At 63.6% G+C, this 18,110-nt stretch carries 25 protein-coding genes; 20 read left to right on the forward strand and 5 right to left on the reverse strand.

All coding sequences use genetic code 11. The features are described 5' to 3' along the window. Window positions 1–3 precede the first annotated feature (3 nt). Both LZC95_50190 and LZC95_50195 read left to right on the forward strand, forming a co-directional pair. Window positions 4–450 carry a hypothetical protein gene (locus tag LZC95_50190; protein ID WXA94576.1) on the forward strand — a complete coding sequence of 149 codons (447 nt, stop codon included), beginning with the start codon at window positions 4–6 and terminating at the stop codon, window positions 448–450. Then, on the forward strand, window positions 447–758 hold the full coding sequence (locus LZC95_50195; GenBank protein WXA94577.1) for a hypothetical protein: 312 nt from the start codon (window positions 447–449) through the stop codon (window positions 756–758). The genes LZC95_50190 and LZC95_50195 overlap by 4 nt, the downstream gene beginning before the upstream one ends. Here LZC95_50195 and LZC95_50200 read toward each other — a convergent pair. After that, window positions 755–922: a hypothetical protein gene (locus tag LZC95_50200; GenBank protein WXA94578.1), complete on the reverse strand. Its 168-nt coding sequence runs from the start codon at window positions 920–922 to the stop codon at window positions 755–757. The two genes, LZC95_50195 and LZC95_50200, sit on opposite strands and share 4 nt — an antisense overlap. A gap of 205 nt (window positions 923–1,127) precedes the next feature. Here LZC95_50200 and LZC95_50205 point away from each other — a divergent pair, with 205 nt between their 5' ends. The 10 genes from LZC95_50205 to LZC95_50250 all read left to right on the forward strand — a co-directional run bounded on the left by LZC95_50205 (window position 1,128) and on the right by LZC95_50250 (window position 9,414). After that, complete coding sequence (locus LZC95_50205; protein ID WXA94579.1) at window positions 1,128–2,975, forward strand: tape measure protein; 1,848 nt, start codon at window positions 1,128–1,130, stop codon at window positions 2,973–2,975. Further along, the gene (locus tag LZC95_50210; protein WXA94580.1) at window positions 2,972–3,538 is read left to right on the forward strand and encodes a hypothetical protein; all 567 of its coding nucleotides are present in this window, start codon (window positions 2,972–2,974) and stop codon (window positions 3,536–3,538) included. The genes LZC95_50205 and LZC95_50210 overlap by 4 nt, the downstream gene beginning before the upstream one ends. Then, window positions 3,535–4,191, forward strand: a complete 657-nt coding sequence (locus LZC95_50215) for a hypothetical protein (protein ID WXA94581.1) — start codon at window positions 3,535–3,537, stop codon at window positions 4,189–4,191. The genes LZC95_50210 and LZC95_50215 overlap by 4 nt, the downstream gene beginning before the upstream one ends. Window position 4,192: 1 nt before the next feature. Next, entirely contained in the window at window positions 4,193–4,597 is a 405-nt protein-coding gene (locus tag LZC95_50220; protein ID WXA94582.1) for a hypothetical protein, read from the forward strand. 208 nt (window positions 4,598–4,805) lie between these two features. Then, window positions 4,806–5,450: a hypothetical protein gene (locus LZC95_50225; GenBank protein WXA94583.1), complete on the forward strand. Its 645-nt coding sequence runs from the start codon at window positions 4,806–4,808 to the stop codon at window positions 5,448–5,450. Then, window positions 5,450–5,833 carry a hypothetical protein gene (locus LZC95_50230; protein ID WXA94584.1) on the forward strand — a complete coding sequence of 128 codons (384 nt, stop codon included), beginning with the start codon at window positions 5,450–5,452 and terminating at the stop codon, window positions 5,831–5,833. Before LZC95_50225 ends, LZC95_50230 begins: the two co-directional genes overlap by 1 nt. Beyond that, window positions 5,830–6,936, forward strand: a complete 1,107-nt coding sequence (locus LZC95_50235; protein ID WXA94585.1) for a baseplate J/gp47 family protein — start codon at window positions 5,830–5,832, stop codon at window positions 6,934–6,936. The genes LZC95_50230 and LZC95_50235 overlap by 4 nt, the downstream gene beginning before the upstream one ends. Next, a complete protein-coding gene (locus LZC95_50240; GenBank protein WXA94586.1) occupies window positions 6,933–7,592 on the forward strand; it encodes a phage tail protein in 660 nt (219 codons plus the stop codon). The genes LZC95_50235 and LZC95_50240 overlap by 4 nt, the downstream gene beginning before the upstream one ends. Window positions 7,593–7,596: 4 nt before the next feature. Beyond that, a complete protein-coding gene (locus tag LZC95_50245) occupies window positions 7,597–8,589 on the forward strand; it encodes a hypothetical protein (GenBank protein ID WXA94587.1) in 993 nt (330 codons plus the stop codon). A 102-nt stretch (window positions 8,590–8,691) separates the two neighbouring features. Continuing rightward, window positions 8,692–9,414, forward strand: a complete 723-nt coding sequence (locus tag LZC95_50250; GenBank protein WXA94588.1) for a hypothetical protein — start codon at window positions 8,692–8,694, stop codon at window positions 9,412–9,414. 5 nt (window positions 9,415–9,419) lie between these two features. On the opposite strand, the gene LZC95_50255 is transcribed toward LZC95_50250, so the two are convergent. Beyond that, window positions 9,420–10,088 carry a hypothetical protein gene (locus tag LZC95_50255; protein ID WXA94589.1) on the reverse strand — a complete coding sequence of 223 codons (669 nt, stop codon included), beginning with the start codon at window positions 10,086–10,088 and terminating at the stop codon, window positions 9,420–9,422. A 66-nt stretch (window positions 10,089–10,154) separates the two neighbouring features. On the opposite strand from LZC95_50255, the gene LZC95_50260 reads away from it, so the two are divergent. Beyond that, the gene (locus LZC95_50260) at window positions 10,155–10,646 is read left to right on the forward strand and encodes a hypothetical protein (GenBank protein ID WXA94590.1); all 492 of its coding nucleotides are present in this window, start codon (window positions 10,155–10,157) and stop codon (window positions 10,644–10,646) included. Window positions 10,647–10,828: 182 nt separating this feature from the next. Continuing rightward, window positions 10,829–12,544, forward strand: a complete 1,716-nt coding sequence (locus LZC95_50265; protein WXA94591.1) for a LamG domain-containing protein — start codon at window positions 10,829–10,831, stop codon at window positions 12,542–12,544. Here LZC95_50265 and LZC95_50270 read toward each other — a convergent pair. Further along, the gene (locus tag LZC95_50270; GenBank protein ID WXA94592.1) at window positions 12,502–12,972 is read right to left on the reverse strand and encodes a hypothetical protein; all 471 of its coding nucleotides are present in this window, start codon (window positions 12,970–12,972) and stop codon (window positions 12,502–12,504) included. The genes LZC95_50265 and LZC95_50270 overlap by 43 nt on opposite strands. A 20-nt stretch (window positions 12,973–12,992) precedes the next feature. Between LZC95_50270 and LZC95_50275 the strand changes: the two genes are divergently transcribed. Genes LZC95_50275 through LZC95_50290 form a run of 4 tightly spaced genes read left to right on the forward strand, consistent with a single transcriptional unit; the run spans window position 12,993 to window position 14,839 of the window. Continuing rightward, window positions 12,993–13,358, forward strand: coding sequence for a hypothetical protein (locus LZC95_50275; GenBank protein ID WXA94593.1), 366 nt, complete (start codon window positions 12,993–12,995; stop codon window positions 13,356–13,358). Beyond that, the gene (locus LZC95_50280) at window positions 13,355–13,807 is read left to right on the forward strand and encodes a hypothetical protein (GenBank protein WXA94594.1); all 453 of its coding nucleotides are present in this window, start codon (window positions 13,355–13,357) and stop codon (window positions 13,805–13,807) included. Before LZC95_50275 ends, LZC95_50280 begins: the two co-directional genes overlap by 4 nt. Beyond that, window positions 13,791–14,000, forward strand: coding sequence for a hypothetical protein (locus LZC95_50285; protein WXA94595.1), 210 nt, complete (start codon window positions 13,791–13,793; stop codon window positions 13,998–14,000). The genes LZC95_50280 and LZC95_50285 overlap by 17 nt, the downstream gene beginning before the upstream one ends. Further along, the gene (locus LZC95_50290) at window positions 14,000–14,839 is read left to right on the forward strand and encodes an N-acetylmuramoyl-L-alanine amidase (GenBank protein WXA94596.1); all 840 of its coding nucleotides are present in this window, start codon (window positions 14,000–14,002) and stop codon (window positions 14,837–14,839) included. Before LZC95_50285 ends, LZC95_50290 begins: the two co-directional genes overlap by 1 nt. Here LZC95_50290 and LZC95_50295 read toward each other — a convergent pair. After that, entirely contained in the window at window positions 14,836–15,534 is a 699-nt protein-coding gene (locus LZC95_50295; GenBank protein WXA94597.1) for a hypothetical protein, read from the reverse strand. The two genes, LZC95_50290 and LZC95_50295, sit on opposite strands and share 4 nt — an antisense overlap. A gap of 572 nt (window positions 15,535–16,106) precedes the next feature. On the opposite strand from LZC95_50295, the gene LZC95_50300 reads away from it, so the two are divergent. Further along, window positions 16,107–16,442 (forward strand): hypothetical protein, encoded by a 336-nt coding sequence (locus LZC95_50300; protein ID WXA94598.1) that lies wholly within the window; start codon window positions 16,107–16,109, stop codon window positions 16,440–16,442. Beyond that, window positions 16,439–17,182: a ribbon-helix-helix domain-containing protein gene (locus LZC95_50305; protein ID WXA94599.1), complete on the forward strand. Its 744-nt coding sequence runs from the start codon at window positions 16,439–16,441 to the stop codon at window positions 17,180–17,182. The genes LZC95_50300 and LZC95_50305 overlap by 4 nt, the downstream gene beginning before the upstream one ends. A gap of 512 nt (window positions 17,183–17,694) precedes the next feature. On the opposite strand, the gene LZC95_50310 is transcribed toward LZC95_50305, so the two are convergent. Beyond that, window positions 17,695–18,078: a hypothetical protein gene (locus tag LZC95_50310; GenBank protein WXA94600.1), complete on the reverse strand. Its 384-nt coding sequence runs from the start codon at window positions 18,076–18,078 to the stop codon at window positions 17,695–17,697. Window positions 18,079–18,110: the final 32 nt, after the last annotated feature.

The raw sequence follows: 18,110 nt of genomic DNA on the forward strand, positions 1-18,110 counted from the left end.
ACAATGCCCACTCTATTCATCGACGACAGCTCGTCGGCGGAGATCATTCTGCGCGGTCTCCGGTACGACGGGATCACAGAAATCAGCTGGGAAGAGAGCCGCGAACCCGGAGAACCGCGGGGAATCGGCGGCGGTGAGCGCCTCGGCGAGACGCGCGGCAGCCACAAGGCCAGCGGAAGCCTCAAAATGCTTCTGCGCTCGTGGGAGCAGTTTCGCGCGGCGTTGCCGAAAGACGGATTCGGGGAAATCCCCTTTCAGGTCGTCGCGAACGTCCAGGAGGGCGACGCGCCCATGCTCACGTACACGTTTGTCGACGTGCGCGTGACCAAGGCGAGCGCGACGATCACCGGCGACTCCAGCGACGCGCTCCAAAAGGAAGTCGATATTTCAATGCAGCGTGTTGTGCATCCTGGCGGTGCCACGCTCGTCAAGCAACGGAGAACTGCGTGATCACCGAGCAGAAGTTGGCGGAACTTCGCCTGGAATATCCAAACGGAGCGGCATTCTCGAAGGGGCCCGTCGAGATCTACTGCCGCAAGCCCAATCGCGGGGAGCGGCTCGCCTTCTTGGAGAATGCTACCTCGAAGCGCCCCGCGCTCTCGCTGGAGAAGCTCGTGCGCGCGATCTGCGTGTTCCCCGAGCGCGAGGAGCTCGATCGCCTCTACGACGACGAAGGGTTCATCCTCGATGAGGTTTCGGGCGAGGTGATGGACTGGCTGCGCGGCGGCAACGACGCGGTGACTGTAAAAAAATTCTAGACCGCGCGTATCGCGATGTCGGTGTCGCCGGGGACGCGTTGCTCGCGTTCCGCCTCGGCGAGGATAACGCCCAGGCGCACGCGGGTGCCCTGCTGACCGCCGACGTGCTCCTGCATTTGCGCGCGGTGGCTCGCTCTCTTCTCGGCCAGCGTGGCTGACGACAAGTTCCAATGGGTATTTCGGCTCGTCGATCGGATGAGCGGACCTGCGGCCCGGATCCGCAAGGCGCTCGACGGCGTCCAAAAGTCCCTCGGCGGTTCGCTCAATGGCGGGCGCATTGGTCGCGTACTTTCGCGCCTCCCGCCCGTCGCACAGAAAGCCATGTTTCGGCTCGCCGCCTTCGCGGGCACCGTCCGCGAGGTCGGCGGCGTGCAGAAGCTGCTCGGGTCATCGCTCAATGGCGGGCGCATTGGGCAAGTGCTCGCGCGGTTGCCGCCGGTCGCGCAGAAGGCGATGTTCGGCATGGTGCGCTTCGCGGGCGCTGTACGCGGGCGTGTCGGTCCAGCCCTTCGCGCCGTACAAAAGGCTGCCGGCCCTGCGCTCGGTGGCCTCGGAAAAGGCCTCTCGTGGGCCGGGTCGGGGCTTGTCTCCGTCGCGGGGGGTGTCGCGGCATTCGGAGCGAAGGCCGCGGCGGTGGCCGGCGGCGCCGCGATCGGACTCGGCGTTCTCGGTGCGGATTTCGCATTAGATGCATTTAGCTTCAAAGAGAATGTAACCGCCGGATTTAGTACCCTTCTAAAAAGCGATGATGCCGCCAAACGCGTCATGGCGGACGCAATCCAATTTGCGTCCGTAACCCCATTTGAGACGCAAGATGTTTTGGAAAGCTACAGAAAACTTCTGGTGGCGGGATTCAAGGAGGACGAATTACGACCGGTCATGACCGTGGTCGGCGACGTCGGCGGTGCGTTCGGCACCGAGGCGATGGGAAGCGTCATCCGCGGCCTGCAGCAAATCCGAAGTAAAGGAAAGCTTCAAGGCGAAGAAATTATGCAATTAAGCGAGGCGGGAGTTGGCTCAGGGGCCATCTTCGATGCGCTCGCAAGCAAGCTTGGAAAAACGAGGGAGGAAGTCCAGAAGCTCGTATCTGCGGGGAAGGTCGATTCGCAAACCGGCATTGCCGCGATCCTTGAGTCGATTACAAATACGGTATCGGGCGGGAAGGCCGGCTCGCTCATGGATAAGCAGAGCCAAACGATTTCGGGCCTATTTTCGACGTTGAAGTCGAAACCGTTTGAATTTTTTATCGCACTGGACGAGCAAAAAATCCTTGCTCCGGTCAAGAATTTCATCGCGACGCTCTCGGTCGTACTTGATCCAAAATCGGCAATCGGAGCACGGCTTATCGCGTTCCTGCAGACGATCGGGGAAGCGCTCTCGTCGGTCTTCGGGTCGAGCAACAGCAGCGCATTCGAGATGGCCAATGGCTTCGGCAAGGTGCTCGACATTCTCGAGCCCATTGCGAAGGTCCTCATTTCGTTTGGTGGGGCGTACCTGAAAGGCATCGGGGACGTCCTCGGCCCGCTTTTCAGCCAAATGAGTTCGGCAGATCCGGCGAAGGTCCAGCGGCTCGTGAGCGCCTTCGGGAGCCTCGCGTCGTTCCTTGGACGCAACCTCGGCATGAGCATCGCGCTCCTTGCATGGCTCATTAATGGCATCGTGTCGGTGATCGACTGGATCGCCCGACTCCCGAGCGCGATCGCCAACGCCTTTGCGGGAATCGGTGAATGGTTCTCCGGGCTCAAGGATCGGTTCCTCGGATTTGGTAAGGACCTCGTTCGCGGCCTTCTCGAAGGCGTGCAGAGCCAGCTCGCATCCGTTACGCCGGTGCTCGGTCCCGGTGCTGGCCTCGCCGGCAAGGCGATCAGCGCAGTCGCCGATGCGTTGGAGATCAACTCGCCCTCGAAGGTCATGAAAGAGCATGGTGCCGACGTGACGCGCGGCTTCCTGCTCGGCGTTCAGCAACCCGACCTGCTGGGCGGGATTCTCGACACGTTTAGCCCCTCGGCTCTTGCGCTGCCGTCGATCGGCATCTCGGCGCCCGCCCCCACGTCGGGCGCACTCACTTCCGGCGGCGGGCGACCGATCGAGATCAACATCACCTTGTCGATGGGGGACGGCGCGAGCCGAGCGCAGGCCGAGGACCTCGTCGATCTGGCGGTCTCTCGGTTTACGAGTGCCATTGAGGAGCTCGGCCTCGAGTTCGGCGTTGCGTGATGGCCGGCTTTGCGGACGAGGACGAAGAGCTCTGGTCGTCCATCAGCCTCAACTCGGTCGTTTTCGAGAATCTGCCGGTCGAGGCCGACGGCGATGGGATCGCGAACAAGCTGGATGTGAAAGACGGAGAGGGTACCGATGGGGGCGTCGTGACCCCGCGCGGCTCGTCCCCACGCAAGTTCTCGCTCACGCTCGGCTTATGGACGGCAGAGCATCGCCGCGCGTTCGAGGCGGTGCTTCCCCTGATCGGTGCACGCGCTGGGAAGACGCGCACCCAGCCGGTCGTCGTGACGTATCCGGCGCTGAACATGTGCGGGATCACGCGCGCGTGGATCGAACGCGCTTCGATCCCCAAAGGCGACGGGAAAGGTATTTTCGAGCTTCAGCTCGAGTGCGTAGAAGCACTACCCCCCAAACCGGCCGCGAAAAAGACGGCCAACGCTGCGGGCGCGAAGGGGTCAGGTGCGGTCGCCGATGGAAACCGGGCCCGCCCGGCCGATCTGCCGGTGAGCCTCCTGCGCAACGATCTGATTCCCCCGCGCGTCCCGAATATCGAGCCGTGAGCCTCCTTTCCGTGAACGGTCTACGGGTGATCGAGGCTGCGATCACCATTCCTCTGTTCGGTGCATGGCACGCCGACCTTTCCGTCGATGCGGAGGCAGCGACGCCCCTCACTGGCGCCTTGGAACTCGTCTTCGACGAGGGCCCCGTTCTGCGTGGCTTTGCGAGGAGGGCTGCAGCGGATCTTGGTCGTGTCGGTATCCGCGTGGTCGGTGGCCGTGGTGGCCTCCACAAGGTGCTCGATGGCGCGCACTATCGCTCGGTGTCCGCGCGCATCCCGGCATCCGACATCGTCTCGGGTGCCGGTGAAGAGCTCGACGGCGCGAGCGAGCTCGATGCGGAGTATGCGCACTGGACGCGGCTTCGAGGGGCTGCCGGTGTGCAACTAGCAGCACTCGCCTCCGCGGTGGGAAAACCCTGGCGCATGACTCTCGACCAAGGGAAAGTACTCATCGCCGCGCATACGTGGCGCGACGCGGGAGTGAAGGATACCGACGTGCTTGCCCGTCACGCGGCGGGCGGCTCCCTCGAGCTGGGGCTCATCGTCCCTCCCGGAACGACTCTGCTCGGCGAACGGGTCACGCGCGCGATGATCACGGTGTCGGCGAACGGATTGCGCACTCGCGTATGGGTGGATGATGCCAGAGACGGATAGGTTGAAGGGAGCCTTGCTCGGGGTGGTCCGCGCCCTGTTCGCCCGCATCGACTATCTCGCGCTCTATTCGTGCCGCGTCGTGAGCCAGAACGCGGACGGGTCGCTCGAACTCATGCCGGACGATGCTCGGGTCCCTGGCCTCTCGCGTGTGGAAATCCAATATGGGGTTCCGGGCGTGAAAGCGAAGGTCAAGCCGGGTTCCCGGGTCATGGTGGGGTGGCAGAACGGAGACCCCGCGAAACCCTACGCAGCCCTTTGGGAGCCCGAAGGTTTGGAACTCTTGATCTTGGCCGATGGTAGCAGGCCCATCGCGCGACAGGGCGACGCGGTACAAGTCCTCGTTACGCTGCCGGGGATGCCCGCTTATGGGACGATCATTTCCGGCGCAGAGCGGGTCCACGCATAATGCCCCTAAAACCCGCGGGAACCTACGCGGCGATTACGGCGTTTAAGGCTGGCATCGTGCCTCCGACCGCCGAGCGCGTGCAGCACTACAAGGATATGGAGGACATGATCCGCCTCATGCTGATTGACGTAACAGTCAGCCCCAAGGGCGAACCGCCGTTGACCGCCCCGTCCGGCGGCGGGCCGGTGACAGGGAGCGGGATTCTCACATGAGCGTTCGACTCCTTGGCCGCCTGCAACTCGGCGCCGTGTTTCCGCGCCTCGCTGACGCCACGCAGATGCTCATCGCCGCAAGCGCGCAGTCGCTCGCGCAAGCGCAAGTCGAGTTGCCCCAGATCGACGCGGACGCAGGCGCGCTCGAGGTCGATCTGGGCATCGTGCAGACGAGCATCCAAGGGCTCGCGCAGACCATCGCCCTGGGGCCGGCGGCGATCGTGGCCGGTGCGATGGCCGCGGTATCGTCCGGGCAGATGCTCGCTGGTCTCACCGCCACCGGGCCGCAGATCGTCACGTCGCTCGCCGCGGGCATGGCCGAGTTGACCGCGAAGGCCGCGTCGATGAGCGCGCGGCTCGGAAACCTCTCCGTCAAGAAGGCCGCCATTCAGGCGAGCGTCTCGGGCTTGAAGCTCGCCGCCTCGTTTGGCGCCGAGCTCGGGGCGATCCTTGTAAAGGGTGACGCGCGCCTGTACGTTTACGAAGGCTCTCTTCGCTCACTGGGCGCTGCGATCGATGCACACATCAAGGGGGTAGGCGTCGACGGGATGAACCTCGATGCCCAGGTCTGGGTTCCGCTCATCGTCACCGATGACGCCGGGACCAGCGCGTCGCTTCAATTGCTCTTTCCCACACCATAGTGGCGCTACCCGACTTTGGGACCGACGTTTCGACCGTCGGTGATCTGGACCCAACCTTCACGCCGGTCTCGGGGCAGCGCGTCGTCCTCGAGCGAATCCTGCGACGTCTGAGTACTGCGCGCGGCACGCTCGCATACGCCCCGGACGAGGGAATCGACATCGGCGATTGGACGAACGACGCCACGACGCGAATGCAGCGTCTCGTTCTGGCGAACTACATCCGCTCCGAGGTCGAGCGCGACGAGGCCGTTACTTCTACGGACGTCTCCGTATCTCTCGAGGCGAATGGCCTTGTTGCCCTGATTTCCGTCGAAACGGATGACGGGCCTTTCTCGCTCACCATTCCCATCGCCGACGTCAGCGCGGCGCGCCTGCACACGTGACCACCCTCGACGAAGTTCTGAAGGAGCCCACGCGCGACGATGCGTTGGACGTCCTCATTGCCTTTGCGCGCTTGGCGGGATTTCCGACGACATCGTGGACCGTGTTCTCCCTCGCGCGGCAGCTTTTCGAAGCCGAAGGTAGTTATTTTGCGGAACTCGGAAAGGCGATCAAGAACATCGCGGCGAGCGGTTTCAACCGCCTCGCGAGTGGCCGCTGGCTGGACATCCTGTCGGAGAATTTCTACGGCAACGTTAGGAAGCCGGCGATTACCACGGAGGGTATCGTCCAGCTCTCGGATGCAGGGAATATCGGGCCAGTCACCAAGGGGCCGGGCGAACTCTGGGTAGCCAACGCGGACGCCAGTCGACGGTACGTGAGCGCCGAAGGGTTTACGCTGTTGCGCGGCGGAACCACCTCGGTGCGGGTGAAGGGCGAGTCCCCTGGGGTAGCATGGAATCTAGGCAATGGTACGCTTGTCCAACTCGTCACATCCATTCCCGGTGTCACTGTACGCAACCCTGACCCGGGTACGGGTTCGTGGATCGTGGTTCGCGGCGACGACGCCGAGACGGATGCCTCGCTCCAGCAGCGCAACGAGGACAAATGGAGCACGATCGGTAGTGCGGCAAACGAGGCCGCGTATCGATATTGGGCGACCACGCTCGTGTCCGAAGTGCGACGAGTCAAGATCATCGAATCGTCCATTGGGGACGGTCGAGTGTCGATGTTCTTGGCGGGCACCGGTGGCGCCGCGTCGCCGACGGCCGTGGCCACTGTGGACGCGTACTGCCAGGTCAACGTGCGCCCACTCTGCTCACGGCTGGCCACGAACCCGGCCGGTCAGCGCGACGTTCCCATCGTCGGCGTCGTCTTCGTCTCGCAAGGATACGACGTTTCGCGCGTTCTGAGTCGCGCGCAAGAAGCTCTTTCTGGCCATTTCTCGGCCCTGCCCATTGGCGCTCCGTTGTACACGGCGGCCATCGTCGACGTGCTCATGGAGGTACCGGGCATCTACAACGTCGACGTCGCCGACTTCTCGGCGGCTCTCGGACCTACGGAAGTCGCGGTGCCGAATTTCGCATTCCTGAGTGCAACCCGATGAGTGAAAGCGACTTCGCCGACCGAGCCGTCGAAGAGGCACCCGGCTGGTTGCAAAAGCCCTACGGGCGTCGATTCCTTTTCGCACTCGGTGTCATCAAGGACGCCGTACTGGAAGGAGCGAAGATCGCCGTCAAGGTGCGATTTCCGCTTCTGGCGCCGTCGGATGCGCTCGACGTGATCGGAAGAGAGCGGGGCATCGACAAGGGATTCTACTTTTCCGACTCGCAGTACCGAAAGCAACTCGTCAACGCATTTGGGTATTGGCGGAGGCAGGGGACCGCGGCGGGGCTGATTCAGGCGCTCGGCGATGCGGGATACCGTAACGTCCAAGTCTACGAAAATTACACGGGCGATGGGATAGACCCGTCGGAGTGGAGCTGGTTCTACGTGCAGTTCCTCCCGCCATACCCCTGGACCGTGGAAGGCGTGGCCGTTTGGGACGACAACGCGATCTGGGATGACGATCGCGCCTGGGTCGACCCAGTGCCGCCCTCGGAGGCCGAGCGCGTGCGATCCATCATCAGAAAGTTGAAACCCTCTCACGCGAAACCGGCGGGAGCTGCCTTTTTGCTTTCGGGTCAGCTGTGGAACGCGCCCGAACGCATTTGGGACGCCGGCCTCACGTGGTCCGGCGTCGTCGCGCAGATCGACGTATAATCGCATGCCTCATCCTCTCATCGACAATCCGAATGGGTTTCCAACCATCACGGTCCCCGATCCGCTCGATTCTGGGAATGCAGCGAGCGTGGAGGGGCCCTTTCAGGGCCTGACAAACCGTAGCGCGAATCTGGCGCAGCGCATTGGCGGCACGCCAGCCTCCAACGGCGTCGCGCGCCTTCAGGTCGTTCCGGATATTCCGGGCTTGCGCTCGTTGACGCCCCACGCGGACGGCGATGTGGCTCGAGTACGCGGGGGCGCGTTGTATGAGTTCCGAGCCGAGGCGGGCGGTGTGGATGACGGCAAATGGGTCATTCGGCCCAATGACATCTTGGGAGGGGGGCCCGGGAAGTGGCTCCTCTTCGGCGCTGTGCCGATTTCTCCCCGCGTCAACGCTGCCGATCTTCGGAACTTCGCCCCGCACACGGATCAAGATCTCGCTCGCATCCGCGGCGTCGGGATCTACGAATACCGTCCCGAGTTCTCGGGCGACGACGACGGGCTTTGCACGATCCGACCGTCGGACGTCCCGAGCAGCAATGCCGGCCGATGGCGCATCATCGATCCGTACCGCACGCTTTCCGTCGACAGCTACGAGATCGGCGGCCAGTCGATATCGAACACGGGGGCTTCCAGCTACGTGGACTCGGCGGCCGCCGTTACCATCAGCGCGAACCTCATTCGAGGGGATATCCTCAACGTCCACGGCAGGTACGTCGCCAACGTGAACACGGCCAGTTCGGGAGGCGACTGGGTCGTCAGCGTGGCCGAAGGTGCCACGACGATCCCAACGGACATTGCTGCAAGCCAATGCTTGTTGAACTCCGGCCCCAACGGTTTTGCGACCCAGATCATCCCGTTCTCTTTCCGGTTCGTCGTGCAATTCGGCGGCACCTGCATCGTGAGGGTACGAATGAGGGTCCAAGCCGGCGGCTCAAACCCGAACGTCTCCGTCGCGGGCCCGGCCGCAATCGTCGTCCACGCATACCGGCCCTGATCCATGAGCGTTACTCTCGTTGATGACCCGAATCAGTTCCCGTCGGCTATCGCCCCTGTGAATGGCGACGCATATAGCGTTGTTCGCCAAGCATTTCAGAAGATGGCGAACCGCGACGCGCATACGAAACAGCGGCTCGACGGCGGCGTGAGCCGTGTCCGCATGGGCAGCATCGAACAAATGCGCGCGATCGACGTATCGACGGCGTCGACCGGCGATGTGTTTGTCGTCCCGCGCCAGGGGCTCTATCTCTTCGACAGCGCCGCGGGGAGCGCGTTGACGCCACCCTGGAGCTACACGCCGCTGGTTGGCGCGGGCGCGTGGCTTCACGTGCTGGCGGCGTTGCGCGGGGCACCGAGCGGGCTCGCGTCTCTCGATGCCGTGGGGAAGGTGGCCGCCGGCCAGGTTTCGAATCAAACGATCGCGCTGCCCTTTTGGTCGTCAACGACGCTGTCGCAGACCATCACGGGAGGCGCCGGGCCCACGGACATCACTGGCGCGGTACTCGCGCTTGGCGCGCTGAGCGCGAACGACGTCGTCGACGTGGACGCGACGTTCGGCGACGTCCAAGCACCGGCGGGCGGCGGCTCGATTGGCGTTCGAATCACCGACGGAGCCACGGATCGGGACGTGCCGGGGTTGGCCGTCATGCGCGTGCCCCAACGGATCGCAACCGGGTCCGCTTCGACGGTCACGGGCGCCGGCCGGTACATCATCCCCACGGCGGGAAACTACGTTGTTCGTGCACGCGCGACGGCGGTCGCCAATGGCGATATCACCCTGTTGAACTTCGGGATGCTGCGCGTGACGGTCGTGCGACCGTGACTCGGTTACGGCACGTGCATCGGCCGCGACGAGTGGCACGCGAGCATGCAGTTGGCTTGGCCCGTGTCGAGGACGTCCTTCTTCGTCACTTGCTGCGAGGCTGTCCGGACGCCAGCGAGCGCGCCGCGCGGAATCTCGGGTAGGGCGAACGTCGGCCGCAAGAAGAAATTCCCGTCCGCATCGGTGTGAAGAATCACGTGGCTGCCGTTTGGCAAGCGGAGGACGACTTCGGCACCGGCCACCCCCACGTCGGCGTTCGCGCTGTTCCACACGGTGCCAGACGCAACAAATTCGCTCGCAATGCTTCCGTGGCAATTGTTGCACGGCTGCCCGGCCGGATTGTTCCCGGTCGTGAATTGGTGGTTGGAGGAACGCGCGGACGGTCCTAGCCCGCCGGCAAAGGCGGGCGCGCCGGAGAAAGCGGTCGTCGGCCCGCTGTCGGCGTCCAGCCCCGCGTCGGCCCCGGGTTGGTGCGCGTCTCCCCCCGCATCGCGCGGAACGTCGACGGCGCCGTCATGCGCGTTGCCCCCATCGAGGGGCCCCTCGCCTGGAGGTTGAGCGTCCACGCCGGAGTCGCTCGAATCGGGCGGCCCGTAGTTGTTGACCGTCGTCTCGGAACACCCAACGACGCACGAAATTCCAAGAGCTAAGGCCACACGTAAGCCGCGGAGCATTTGCTCCCCAACTTAGCGCTTGGACAGCAAATCGCAATCCAAACTGTCCCGTACGCGCACGACATCATGGCACTTGAAAGCGAATCGTGGCTCCGAACCATCTTCAGGTTTCTCGCGTTCGCCCGCTACCAGGCATCGCCGCCGACTCTCGCTGACAACGATGTTGGCGAAGTCCAATGCGATTCCCGCGGTGCGCTCCACGTGCGCGTCGTCGCGGAGGGGCCAGAGACCGGTGCGACTCGCTCGAAGTGGAGCGACGCCTTGCGGTACGAGGCTCGTCGCGTCGTCACGACTTTTCCCGCGAAGCTCCACATGCTCCTTGGATTCAATGCCGGCGCCGCGACGCGGTTCGTCTTGGTTTTCGACACATTTGTTGAGCCCGTTGCTGACACGATTCCGAAGTTCGCCTTTCCGGTCGAATCCGGCCAACCATTTTCGCTGACGCTGCCTCGAGGGCGTGAGTTCGGCTTGGGCATCTTCGTCGCCGCCTCGACCTCGGGCGACAAATACACGCCGGACGCCGGCGCCCAGTTCCACTTCGTCGCGGAGTATACGTGATGCTCCTGCTCGGCGTTCCGGGGTTGGCTGTCCGGCGCAATCCACCGCCAGTCGGAAGCGTCCTTTGGGAGGCCGACTTCACGTCGCTTACCCCGGGCCCCGTTGCGTCCCTGCCCAGCAGACTGCAGTTCGCTCGCAATAGCGCGGCAACGGTACGAACCTCCCGAAGCGAGGTCGTAGCGGTGCCCTCTGGAGCCGCTCGAATTGCGCAGCACGGTGACGCCAGCACGCGCGGACTGCTCCTCGAAGAAGCGCGGGAAAACAAGCTGCTCGCGCCGCGGGACCTCGGCGCGAGTGCATGGACCACCGGTACGGGCACGACCGCGCGCGACGCGGCCGCGGGCCCTGACGGCGCCATGATGGCCGACCAGAGCACGATTGCCGAGCGGAAGTACTCCAATCTCCAACGAATCGTGCTCACCGGGTCGTGTGTCGCCAGCCAGTGGTTGCGCGCCGTTTCCGCGGGGGAGCCGGCCAAGGCTTTTCAATTCGTAATTACGAACGATCCCGGTGCCGTTTGGTACATGCGCGGAACCGCCGGCACCACCTGGCGTCAGGTGGTCGCGCCCATCGTGCCGGCAAACGGGGGTGCACTGTATTTCGAGCCGTTCAATGGAAATGACATCGGCCAGGGCCCGCTGGCGCAGGACTTTTACTCCGATCTGCACCAATTTGAACTTGGCGCTTTCCCGACCTCCTGGACCCCTGGTAAGCGCGGCGAAGATCAGCTCGGACACCCCAACGTCTCCGAATTGATGGATCAAGATCGATTCGCGTTCGAGGCCGAACTTCGCCCAATTGCAGCATTCGACCGGTACTCCGCGCCGACCGCTATCTGGGGCGTCGGAGATGCGTGGGCCGTGGTCGACAGCGTGCACGTGCGGGCGCGCGGCGGCGGGAGCAGCAGCGAGAGCTTCATGGGCAACGCGATCGACCGGTATGGGCCGGCGGATCGCGTGCGCATCTTTGTGGCAGTCGACAACCTCGAGCGTCGCATCGAATACGTCACGCAAGTCCAGGATGGGCCCGTGCACCGAGGCTCCACGTCGCTCTCCGGTCCAGTCCCGGTTGGCCAACCCGTATCCATCCTGCGTGGCACGGCGGATGGCCAGTGCTGGTCGTCGTGCGTGCAGCGCCTGGGCACGTACCGTCGAGGGCAGAGTCCTGCATGGACGAACGCCCCCCTCGGATACGACGTGAGGCGTGAGCTGGCCCCGGTGCTCTGGCTCAATGCGGATCGCGGCGTCGATCTCGACAGTGAAGGGCGTGTGGCACGGTGGCTTGACCAAAGCTGGGACGATTCTCACCTCGAGCAGGCGGATCCCAAGCTTCGCCCCAGGTTTATCGCGGCGGCTCTGGGGACGCGCAGTCGGCCAGCGATCGATTTTGGTAACGGCACCTTTCTCGAGCACGTCGGAAACCTCCTCGACGCGGCGAACAGCGCGTATTCGGTGTTGATCGTAGGTCAAAGTGGCAATGGTGCCCTGCTGACGCTCCGTCGATCGAGTGTCTACTCGGCATCACTGCTCTTCAAGTCGCAGAACGTCTTCTACGTGCATGGCGATGGCAAAAATGCATTCGCCAACGTCACGACAGCCGACCTGTCAAATGAGATTACCGGGACAGCTTTCGCGAGCGCGCACGTCTACAGCGGAGGAACGACGAATCCGACCATCTACTTGAACGGCCTTCAGCGACCGATCACCTCGAGCGGCACGCGTCAGACGACCGAAGACGGAAGCGCTGGTCTCTTCTTGGGAAAGTCGCCGTCCGGGCAACCCTGGGGCGGTCTGATCTCGGAAGTGATTGTTCTGAATTCCGCTATTTCAGCTGCCGCACTACAAAAGCTCTTGACCTACCAAACCGAGTTCTTCGGCCTACCTCCGGCGGGAGGGTGAATCGCTTGGAAACCAACGGCACGCCGTCGTTCGACGTAGCGACGCGGGCAGAGCTGCGCGCGCTCGAGACTCGCGTCGATGAAGTTGCAGATTCGCTCGAACTCGTTCGCCGCGAGATTCATGGCGCGCTCGAGCCGATTCGTCGTGGACTCGCCAATATCCTTCAATTTCAACGTGAGGAACTCGAGCGGCGACGGCTTCGCGATGAAGAGCGTAACCAGCTCGAAGAGGAACGACGCGAGCAAGACCGGCACGTCGCGCTCTCGATCGACCGCTTGCTCGAGCAGCGGACGAGGGTGGCCGACCTTCGAACGAAGGAGGACGCACTCGTCGACCGGCGCGCAAAGCGCCGACTTGCACTCGTATCGCTCATGGTCGGCTTTTTGACCGCACTCATTGGAAGTATCGGGACTTCGCTTATTTCCCATTATCTCCACTAGGAGGACATTTGAACAACAGCATCGATGATGCCCTCGCCCTCGCGGCGCAGGGTCAATGGATTCTATTCTCTGCAGTCATCATTGGCGCCATCGTGCGTCTTTTGAAATCGGACACGCCTTTGCCAACCGTTCCCGCGCGATGGCGCTCGTGGCTTGCGCTCGGCTTGGGCGCAGTGGCCGGTGTGCTCGACGCCGTCCTTGGTGGGACCTCGTGGACTCAAGCTCTGATCGATGGCCTCGCGGCTGCCCTGACCGCAATGGCGGGGCACGATCTCCTCGTCGGCGGCCTGCGCGGCGGCCGCGAGCTGCTCGATCGTCGCCCTCCAATTCCTCGGCGCTCGGGCGCCGATCTGCCTATCGGAGACCAATCGTGAATCGCAATCGACCCCGGTCGTTGCTCTTCGTCCTATGGGCGACGCTCGCTCTCGCCCTTTGGGCGGCGGGATGCACCCCTCGCGGGCCCCAATCGCCCGTGCGGGAGACAGCGCGCTCCGCCATTCTCACGTTGGCGCGAGCCGCGACTGTGGCCGACCAACTGTGCGACATGACGGCGCGCGATCGGCGCGATGCAAAAATCGCGAAGCTTTGCGCGGACGCGTACGACGCGGCTCGTGAAGCGCTCCTTGGCGCCGAAGGCGCCGTCGACGCGTGGGACGCCGGCCAAAGTGGACAAACCACCTGCGCCGCTGCGAAAGCAGCGGCAGCCCTCGGCCAAATCGCACACGCGATCGAGCAGGCGGGTGTGACGTTGCCCCTCCTCATCGTCGACGCGCTCTCGCTCGCCAAAGCCTTCGGAGGGGCTTGCCGTGTCGGAACAACGTGAACCCTTCGTCGATACGCTACAGATTGGCATCCAGCTCATCGAGCTTGCCGCCAAGTTGGCGCCGACGCTCGGCACGTGGCTCGAGGGTCTTCTGGATGGTCGAACCGACCCGATCTCGACCCGTGTGAGCGACGTCATGCCGGCGCGCTCTCGGTCGCGCGCGGCCCAACACGATCTGGAGGATTCCGTTTGATGTCCGGCGTCGTCGTAAACGGCGCCCTCGAAGCTATTCCCGGGCTCGTGTGCACGTCCTGGCACGATGACCCACGCGTTCGGCTGCGCATCGGCGAGGACGGAGCTGCGCGCCCACGAGGTACGTGGGTCCGCGGCATCACGTTGCACTCGACGCGAGGCATCCCTGGTGGAAGCGATCGCCGAGCCCAGCGCATTCTCCCCGGCCTGGGACCAACGCGAAGCACGGCGCTCGCCACAAACCAGTGGTGGTCGCGCAACGGGCAAAGCGCGGGAGCGCATCTCGTCGTGGATTTCGACGCGACCGTCGTGTGCCTCGCGGACCTGGCTACCGAGCAGACCTATCACGCTACCTCGGTGAACCCCGTGACGATCGGTATCGAAATCGCGCAGGGCTCGGAGGCGGACTTTTGGGAGCAACAGCTCGAGGCGGTAGTCGCTCTGGTCGACTGGCTCACGCTGCGTTTCTCGATCCAGAGGCAGGTGCCGGACCGTTACCGCGGCCCCCTCGATCGCCTGCGGCGCGGCGCACGCGACTACGTAGGCGTCTTCGGCCACCGAGACCAGAGCGCCATGCGCGGCCCCGGCGATCCGGGTGACGCCATTTTCGAGCGACTCGTTGCCGCGGGATACGAGCCGGTCGACATCTCCGCCGGGGATGACCTCCGCGCCTGGCGCCAACGCCAGCGCGTACTCGGTGTCGCGGAAGACGGGATCCCCGGGCCGGCGACGTGCTCCGCGTTGCGCCAATTTCAGGAGCAACACGGGCTCACGCCGACCGGCATCGCGGACGCGGCGACCCGTCGCGCGCTCGAGGCGCCCGACGGCGACCGTACCTAGGACAGGTGGTGCTCCGACACGACGGCAATTACGAACTGCTTCGCCGCCTCCACCTGGTCGGGGCACGGGCTCGCATCTACGAGGATCTGTGCGTTCGGGCCGTCCACGGAAATGCGCCATCCGGCTCTGCGCACCTCGGTTTCGCGCTCCATGTCGGCGGCGAGGTCGTACACGAACGAACGGAGCCGACTCCCGTGGCCGCAAGCACCCTCGGGGGAAACGGGCATGACGCGCAGGGTAAAGGTGCCGTTGCCGGGTGTGAATCGCACGAGAGCCCGGTAGCACCAATTATGGATTTGCCCTCCTGTCGGACCGGACGACACCTCCAGAACTTCGCTTGGCTCGGGTTCTTTTCCGACCTGCGCCATCGTTTCGGTCACGCGAAGTGCAGTAAGGCGTGATTTAACGAAGTCAACCACGAAGTCCCTGGCCTCTGCGTTCAATTCCGGGCGCAACTCGAGGTCAATCGTCCCGCGATGTTCGTCTGCAAAGAGCCCCCAGATCCCGTTCAACGCGCCAACGATCTTCAGCAGATCGTCCGACGCCGCGCACACGCATCGAAAAAGGTCTTCGACGCCCGCACTCGATGGAGTTAGCTCCACGCGAATGGATGTCGGGCTCGATTGCCCCACGGTCGCAACGAACGCTTCATTGTGAACGTCGCCCGCACTCGATGTCTTTTCTTTATCGAACATTAACCTCTCCAATCTCTCTTGGCCTGTATTCACTTCTGCATGAACGCATAAGCGTATTTCGTGCCATCGAAGGGCCCCGTCGCAATGGGGCCGTCGCGTCGAGCTGCGACCGCATCAGCCCCGTTCTTTGGGGTCGAGATGCCCCGCCGACTCCTCATTTGGGGAGTTGGCGGGGCTTTTTTTGTTTGTTCACCTGACATCTGAATCAGGCCGCGCGCGGCACTCGCGCATCTTGTCGATGTTTTTTTACTATGATGCCTGAATCAGGCTCGCGCGCAGAAGAAGCGCGCCCACCGCTATTTCCGATCTGTAGCTCCGAGGGCATCATCCCTCTGCAAATTCAGCGTCACCCTGATTCGAGAATCACGGTGATGTCTTCGAAGAATTCGCGAATCGTCGCGCAGACTATGACATAGGAATCAGGCCGGCACGGCGACCGAGCAAGATGTCGTCGAATTCCCGCAGGCACGGCTCACGCATCATGCCGGGACACAGAGAGACACCGCGACGGTCGCCGATTGCATCGCCCGTCGCGTCAATATCGCAGGAGGACGACTGTGGCTACAATTGGAATGAACACGCGCTATATCGGTGAAGAATTTCCCAGCTTCCGCGGCGAGACGGTGCAGATTCGCGCGATCATGCACGATAGTTTGAACCCGGACCCAGACGCCCGTATTTGGGTCATTAGCGATGCCGTATTGGGGTTCCTCGGTGGGCTCACGGCAGCTGACCGCGTCGAGGTGGTACGTCTTCGCGCCGACGGTGCGCCCGGGGTCGTCCATTTTGCGGCTCGCGCCCTTGACCTGGCACTCTTTGCTGCCCCGAACGACGAAGCACTACCCGACACGCTGCGCTCTTCCGACAGTTACGAGTCAAGCCTGGCGGGTGGAAAGGAGGCCGTATGAGCGGGAAGAAGCGAGCAGTGGAAGCAGCCAAAGGCAAGGGCACGAAAGCCGCACCGAAGAAGAGGAGCCGAGCTTCGGCGCCGACCAGGCCGGGGCGGCCCACGGCGTCGAAGAAGGCTGCGCGGCCGAGGACGAACGTCACCAAGCTGTCCAGCGAGACAAAGGGCCAGGCGGAGATCTCCGGACGGAGCCATGGAGACCGCCGTGAGGTCGACGAGTCGACCATCCCGAACGCCGCGACGGACGGTTCACCCTCTGCCGAGGTGAGCGACGTTTCGGCGGGGTCGTCGAGCGCGGACAGCTTGATCGACGCAACTCCGGAGGCACTGCCGGTTGGTGGCGGTGATCGGGAGCCCGCGCCCGCCCGACGAGGCGAGCAAAGCCTCCAAGCCCGGTTCGAGGGGTGGTCCATCGCGCAGCTCCGCGAGCACTACTTCGATCTCGTACAGCGTCCTACGGGCAGCGAAGACCGTGCGTATCTGATCTGGAAGATCAATGAAGCCGAGAAAGGCCGCGTGAAGGTGGGCCCGCGCCAAACGCGGCGTCACGAAGGGCCGGGGCCCGACATCATGGTCATCCCGCTTCGGATCGAACGAGATCTCGCGGCGGCCATGGATGACGCGTGGCGGTCGCGAGGCATTCGTAATCGCATGGAATTCTTCCGCCGCGCGGTCCGCGCCTACCTGCAACGCATTGGCGCGAGGGACGTTGCAGAACGCTTCAACGTCACAGGTGCCTGACGAAGCCACGACGCCGAACGGAGTCGAGGGCGGTCCTACTTCGCAAAGAAGGTCGTGGATCGCCCTTCGCCAGTCCGATAGATCAAGCCAGTGTCGAAGCCCGCTTCTATGAGCGCACGAAAGGGGCCCTTTTCGACACTCAAAGCAGCGCGGAGTTCCTCGGAGCGAAGCCCCTTTGGCTCGCTCTTCAGAAGGTCGATCATGGCGTCAAACTTCACGTCGGCGTCGCCTCCAACATTCGTCCTGTCCGGCGTCCGCTTTACTGGGCGCGGACGAGATCCATGGCTCCTCCTTGATGCACCCACGCGAGGCGCGACTCCGTTCGTAACCAGATCGGCTATCGAAGCGGTGTCCAAGACGTTCAGCACTCGGTCGGTCAAGTCTTCGACGAGGTTGTGAATTGCAACGCGTAGGCCGCTCGTGGACATCTACAATGGAGGTAGCGCAAGGACGACCGGCCGTCTACGAACAAATGTCACCGCCGACTCACCCTTTGGGGTGATCCCTTGAGGTCAATTCGAGCGCTCTGTGCGGCGGAGCGTGGCTACGATGTCGGCCACCTCCTCGATGGAGTGCCCGAGCAATTGCGCAACCTGGACCTTGTCCTCGCGCGCAAAGGTCTGGTCTGCAAGCACCGAGGTGAAATCGAACACCTTCTTTTGGTGCAGCCACGCGATAAGGGCATTGGCCTGAAATCGACGTCCAGCAGATGTGGCGATCGTGGGCTGCTCGGGATGCCCAAGCGCACTTCGCTCGTCGAAGGCACTCGGCGCGTCGGAGCGTCGTTTCGGCAATAAGTCCATGATGGCGCTGGCGCTCGCAATGGATTCGGAGGAGACGTATGACACCTCCGCGTAGCGTTCGACGGCGTACCCGAGCAACTGGGCAAACTGCATTCGGTCATTGGCAGGAAACGTCTCAAGCGTCT

The sequence above is a fragment of the Sorangiineae bacterium MSr12523 genome, assembly GCA_037157775.1.
Lineage (GTDB): Bacteria > Myxococcota_A > Polyangia > Polyangiales > Polyangiaceae > Pendulispora > Pendulispora brunnea.

Excerpts from the sequence above, each read along its gene's own strand:
- LZC95_50190 (WXA94576.1), top strand. The coding sequence starts at position 4 with ATGCCCACTCTATTCATCGACGACAGCTCGTCGGCGGAGATCATTCTG.
- LZC95_50225 (WXA94583.1), top strand. The coding sequence starts at position 4,806 with ATGAGCGTTCGACTCCTTGGCCGCCTGCAACTCGGCGCCGTGTTTCCG.
- LZC95_50240 (WXA94586.1), top strand. The coding sequence starts at position 6,933 with ATGAGTGAAAGCGACTTCGCCGACCGAGCCGTCGAAGAGGCACCCGGC.
- LZC95_50245 (WXA94587.1), top strand. The coding sequence starts at position 7,597 with ATGCCTCATCCTCTCATCGACAATCCGAATGGGTTTCCAACCATCACG.
- LZC95_50250 (WXA94588.1), top strand. The coding sequence starts at position 8,692 with ATGGCGAACCGCGACGCGCATACGAAACAGCGGCTCGACGGCGGCGTG.
- LZC95_50255 (WXA94589.1), bottom strand. The coding sequence starts at position 10,088 with ATGCTCCGCGGCTTACGTGTGGCCTTAGCTCTTGGAATTTCGTGCGTC.
- LZC95_50260 (WXA94590.1), top strand. The coding sequence starts at position 10,155 with ATGGCACTTGAAAGCGAATCGTGGCTCCGAACCATCTTCAGGTTTCTC.
- LZC95_50270 (WXA94592.1), bottom strand. The coding sequence starts at position 12,972 with ATGGGAAATAAGCGAAGTCCCGATACTTCCAATGAGTGCGGTCAAAAA.
- LZC95_50290 (WXA94596.1), top strand. The coding sequence starts at position 14,000 with ATGTCCGGCGTCGTCGTAAACGGCGCCCTCGAAGCTATTCCCGGGCTC.
- LZC95_50295 (WXA94597.1), bottom strand. The coding sequence starts at position 15,534 with ATGTTCGATAAAGAAAAGACATCGAGTGCGGGCGACGTTCACAATGAA.
- LZC95_50300 (WXA94598.1), top strand. The coding sequence starts at position 16,107 with ATGAACACGCGCTATATCGGTGAAGAATTTCCCAGCTTCCGCGGCGAG.
- LZC95_50305 (WXA94599.1), top strand. The coding sequence starts at position 16,439 with ATGAGCGGGAAGAAGCGAGCAGTGGAAGCAGCCAAAGGCAAGGGCACG.
- LZC95_50310 (WXA94600.1), bottom strand. The coding sequence starts at position 18,078 with ATGCAGTTTGCCCAGTTGCTCGGGTACGCCGTCGAACGCTACGCGGAG.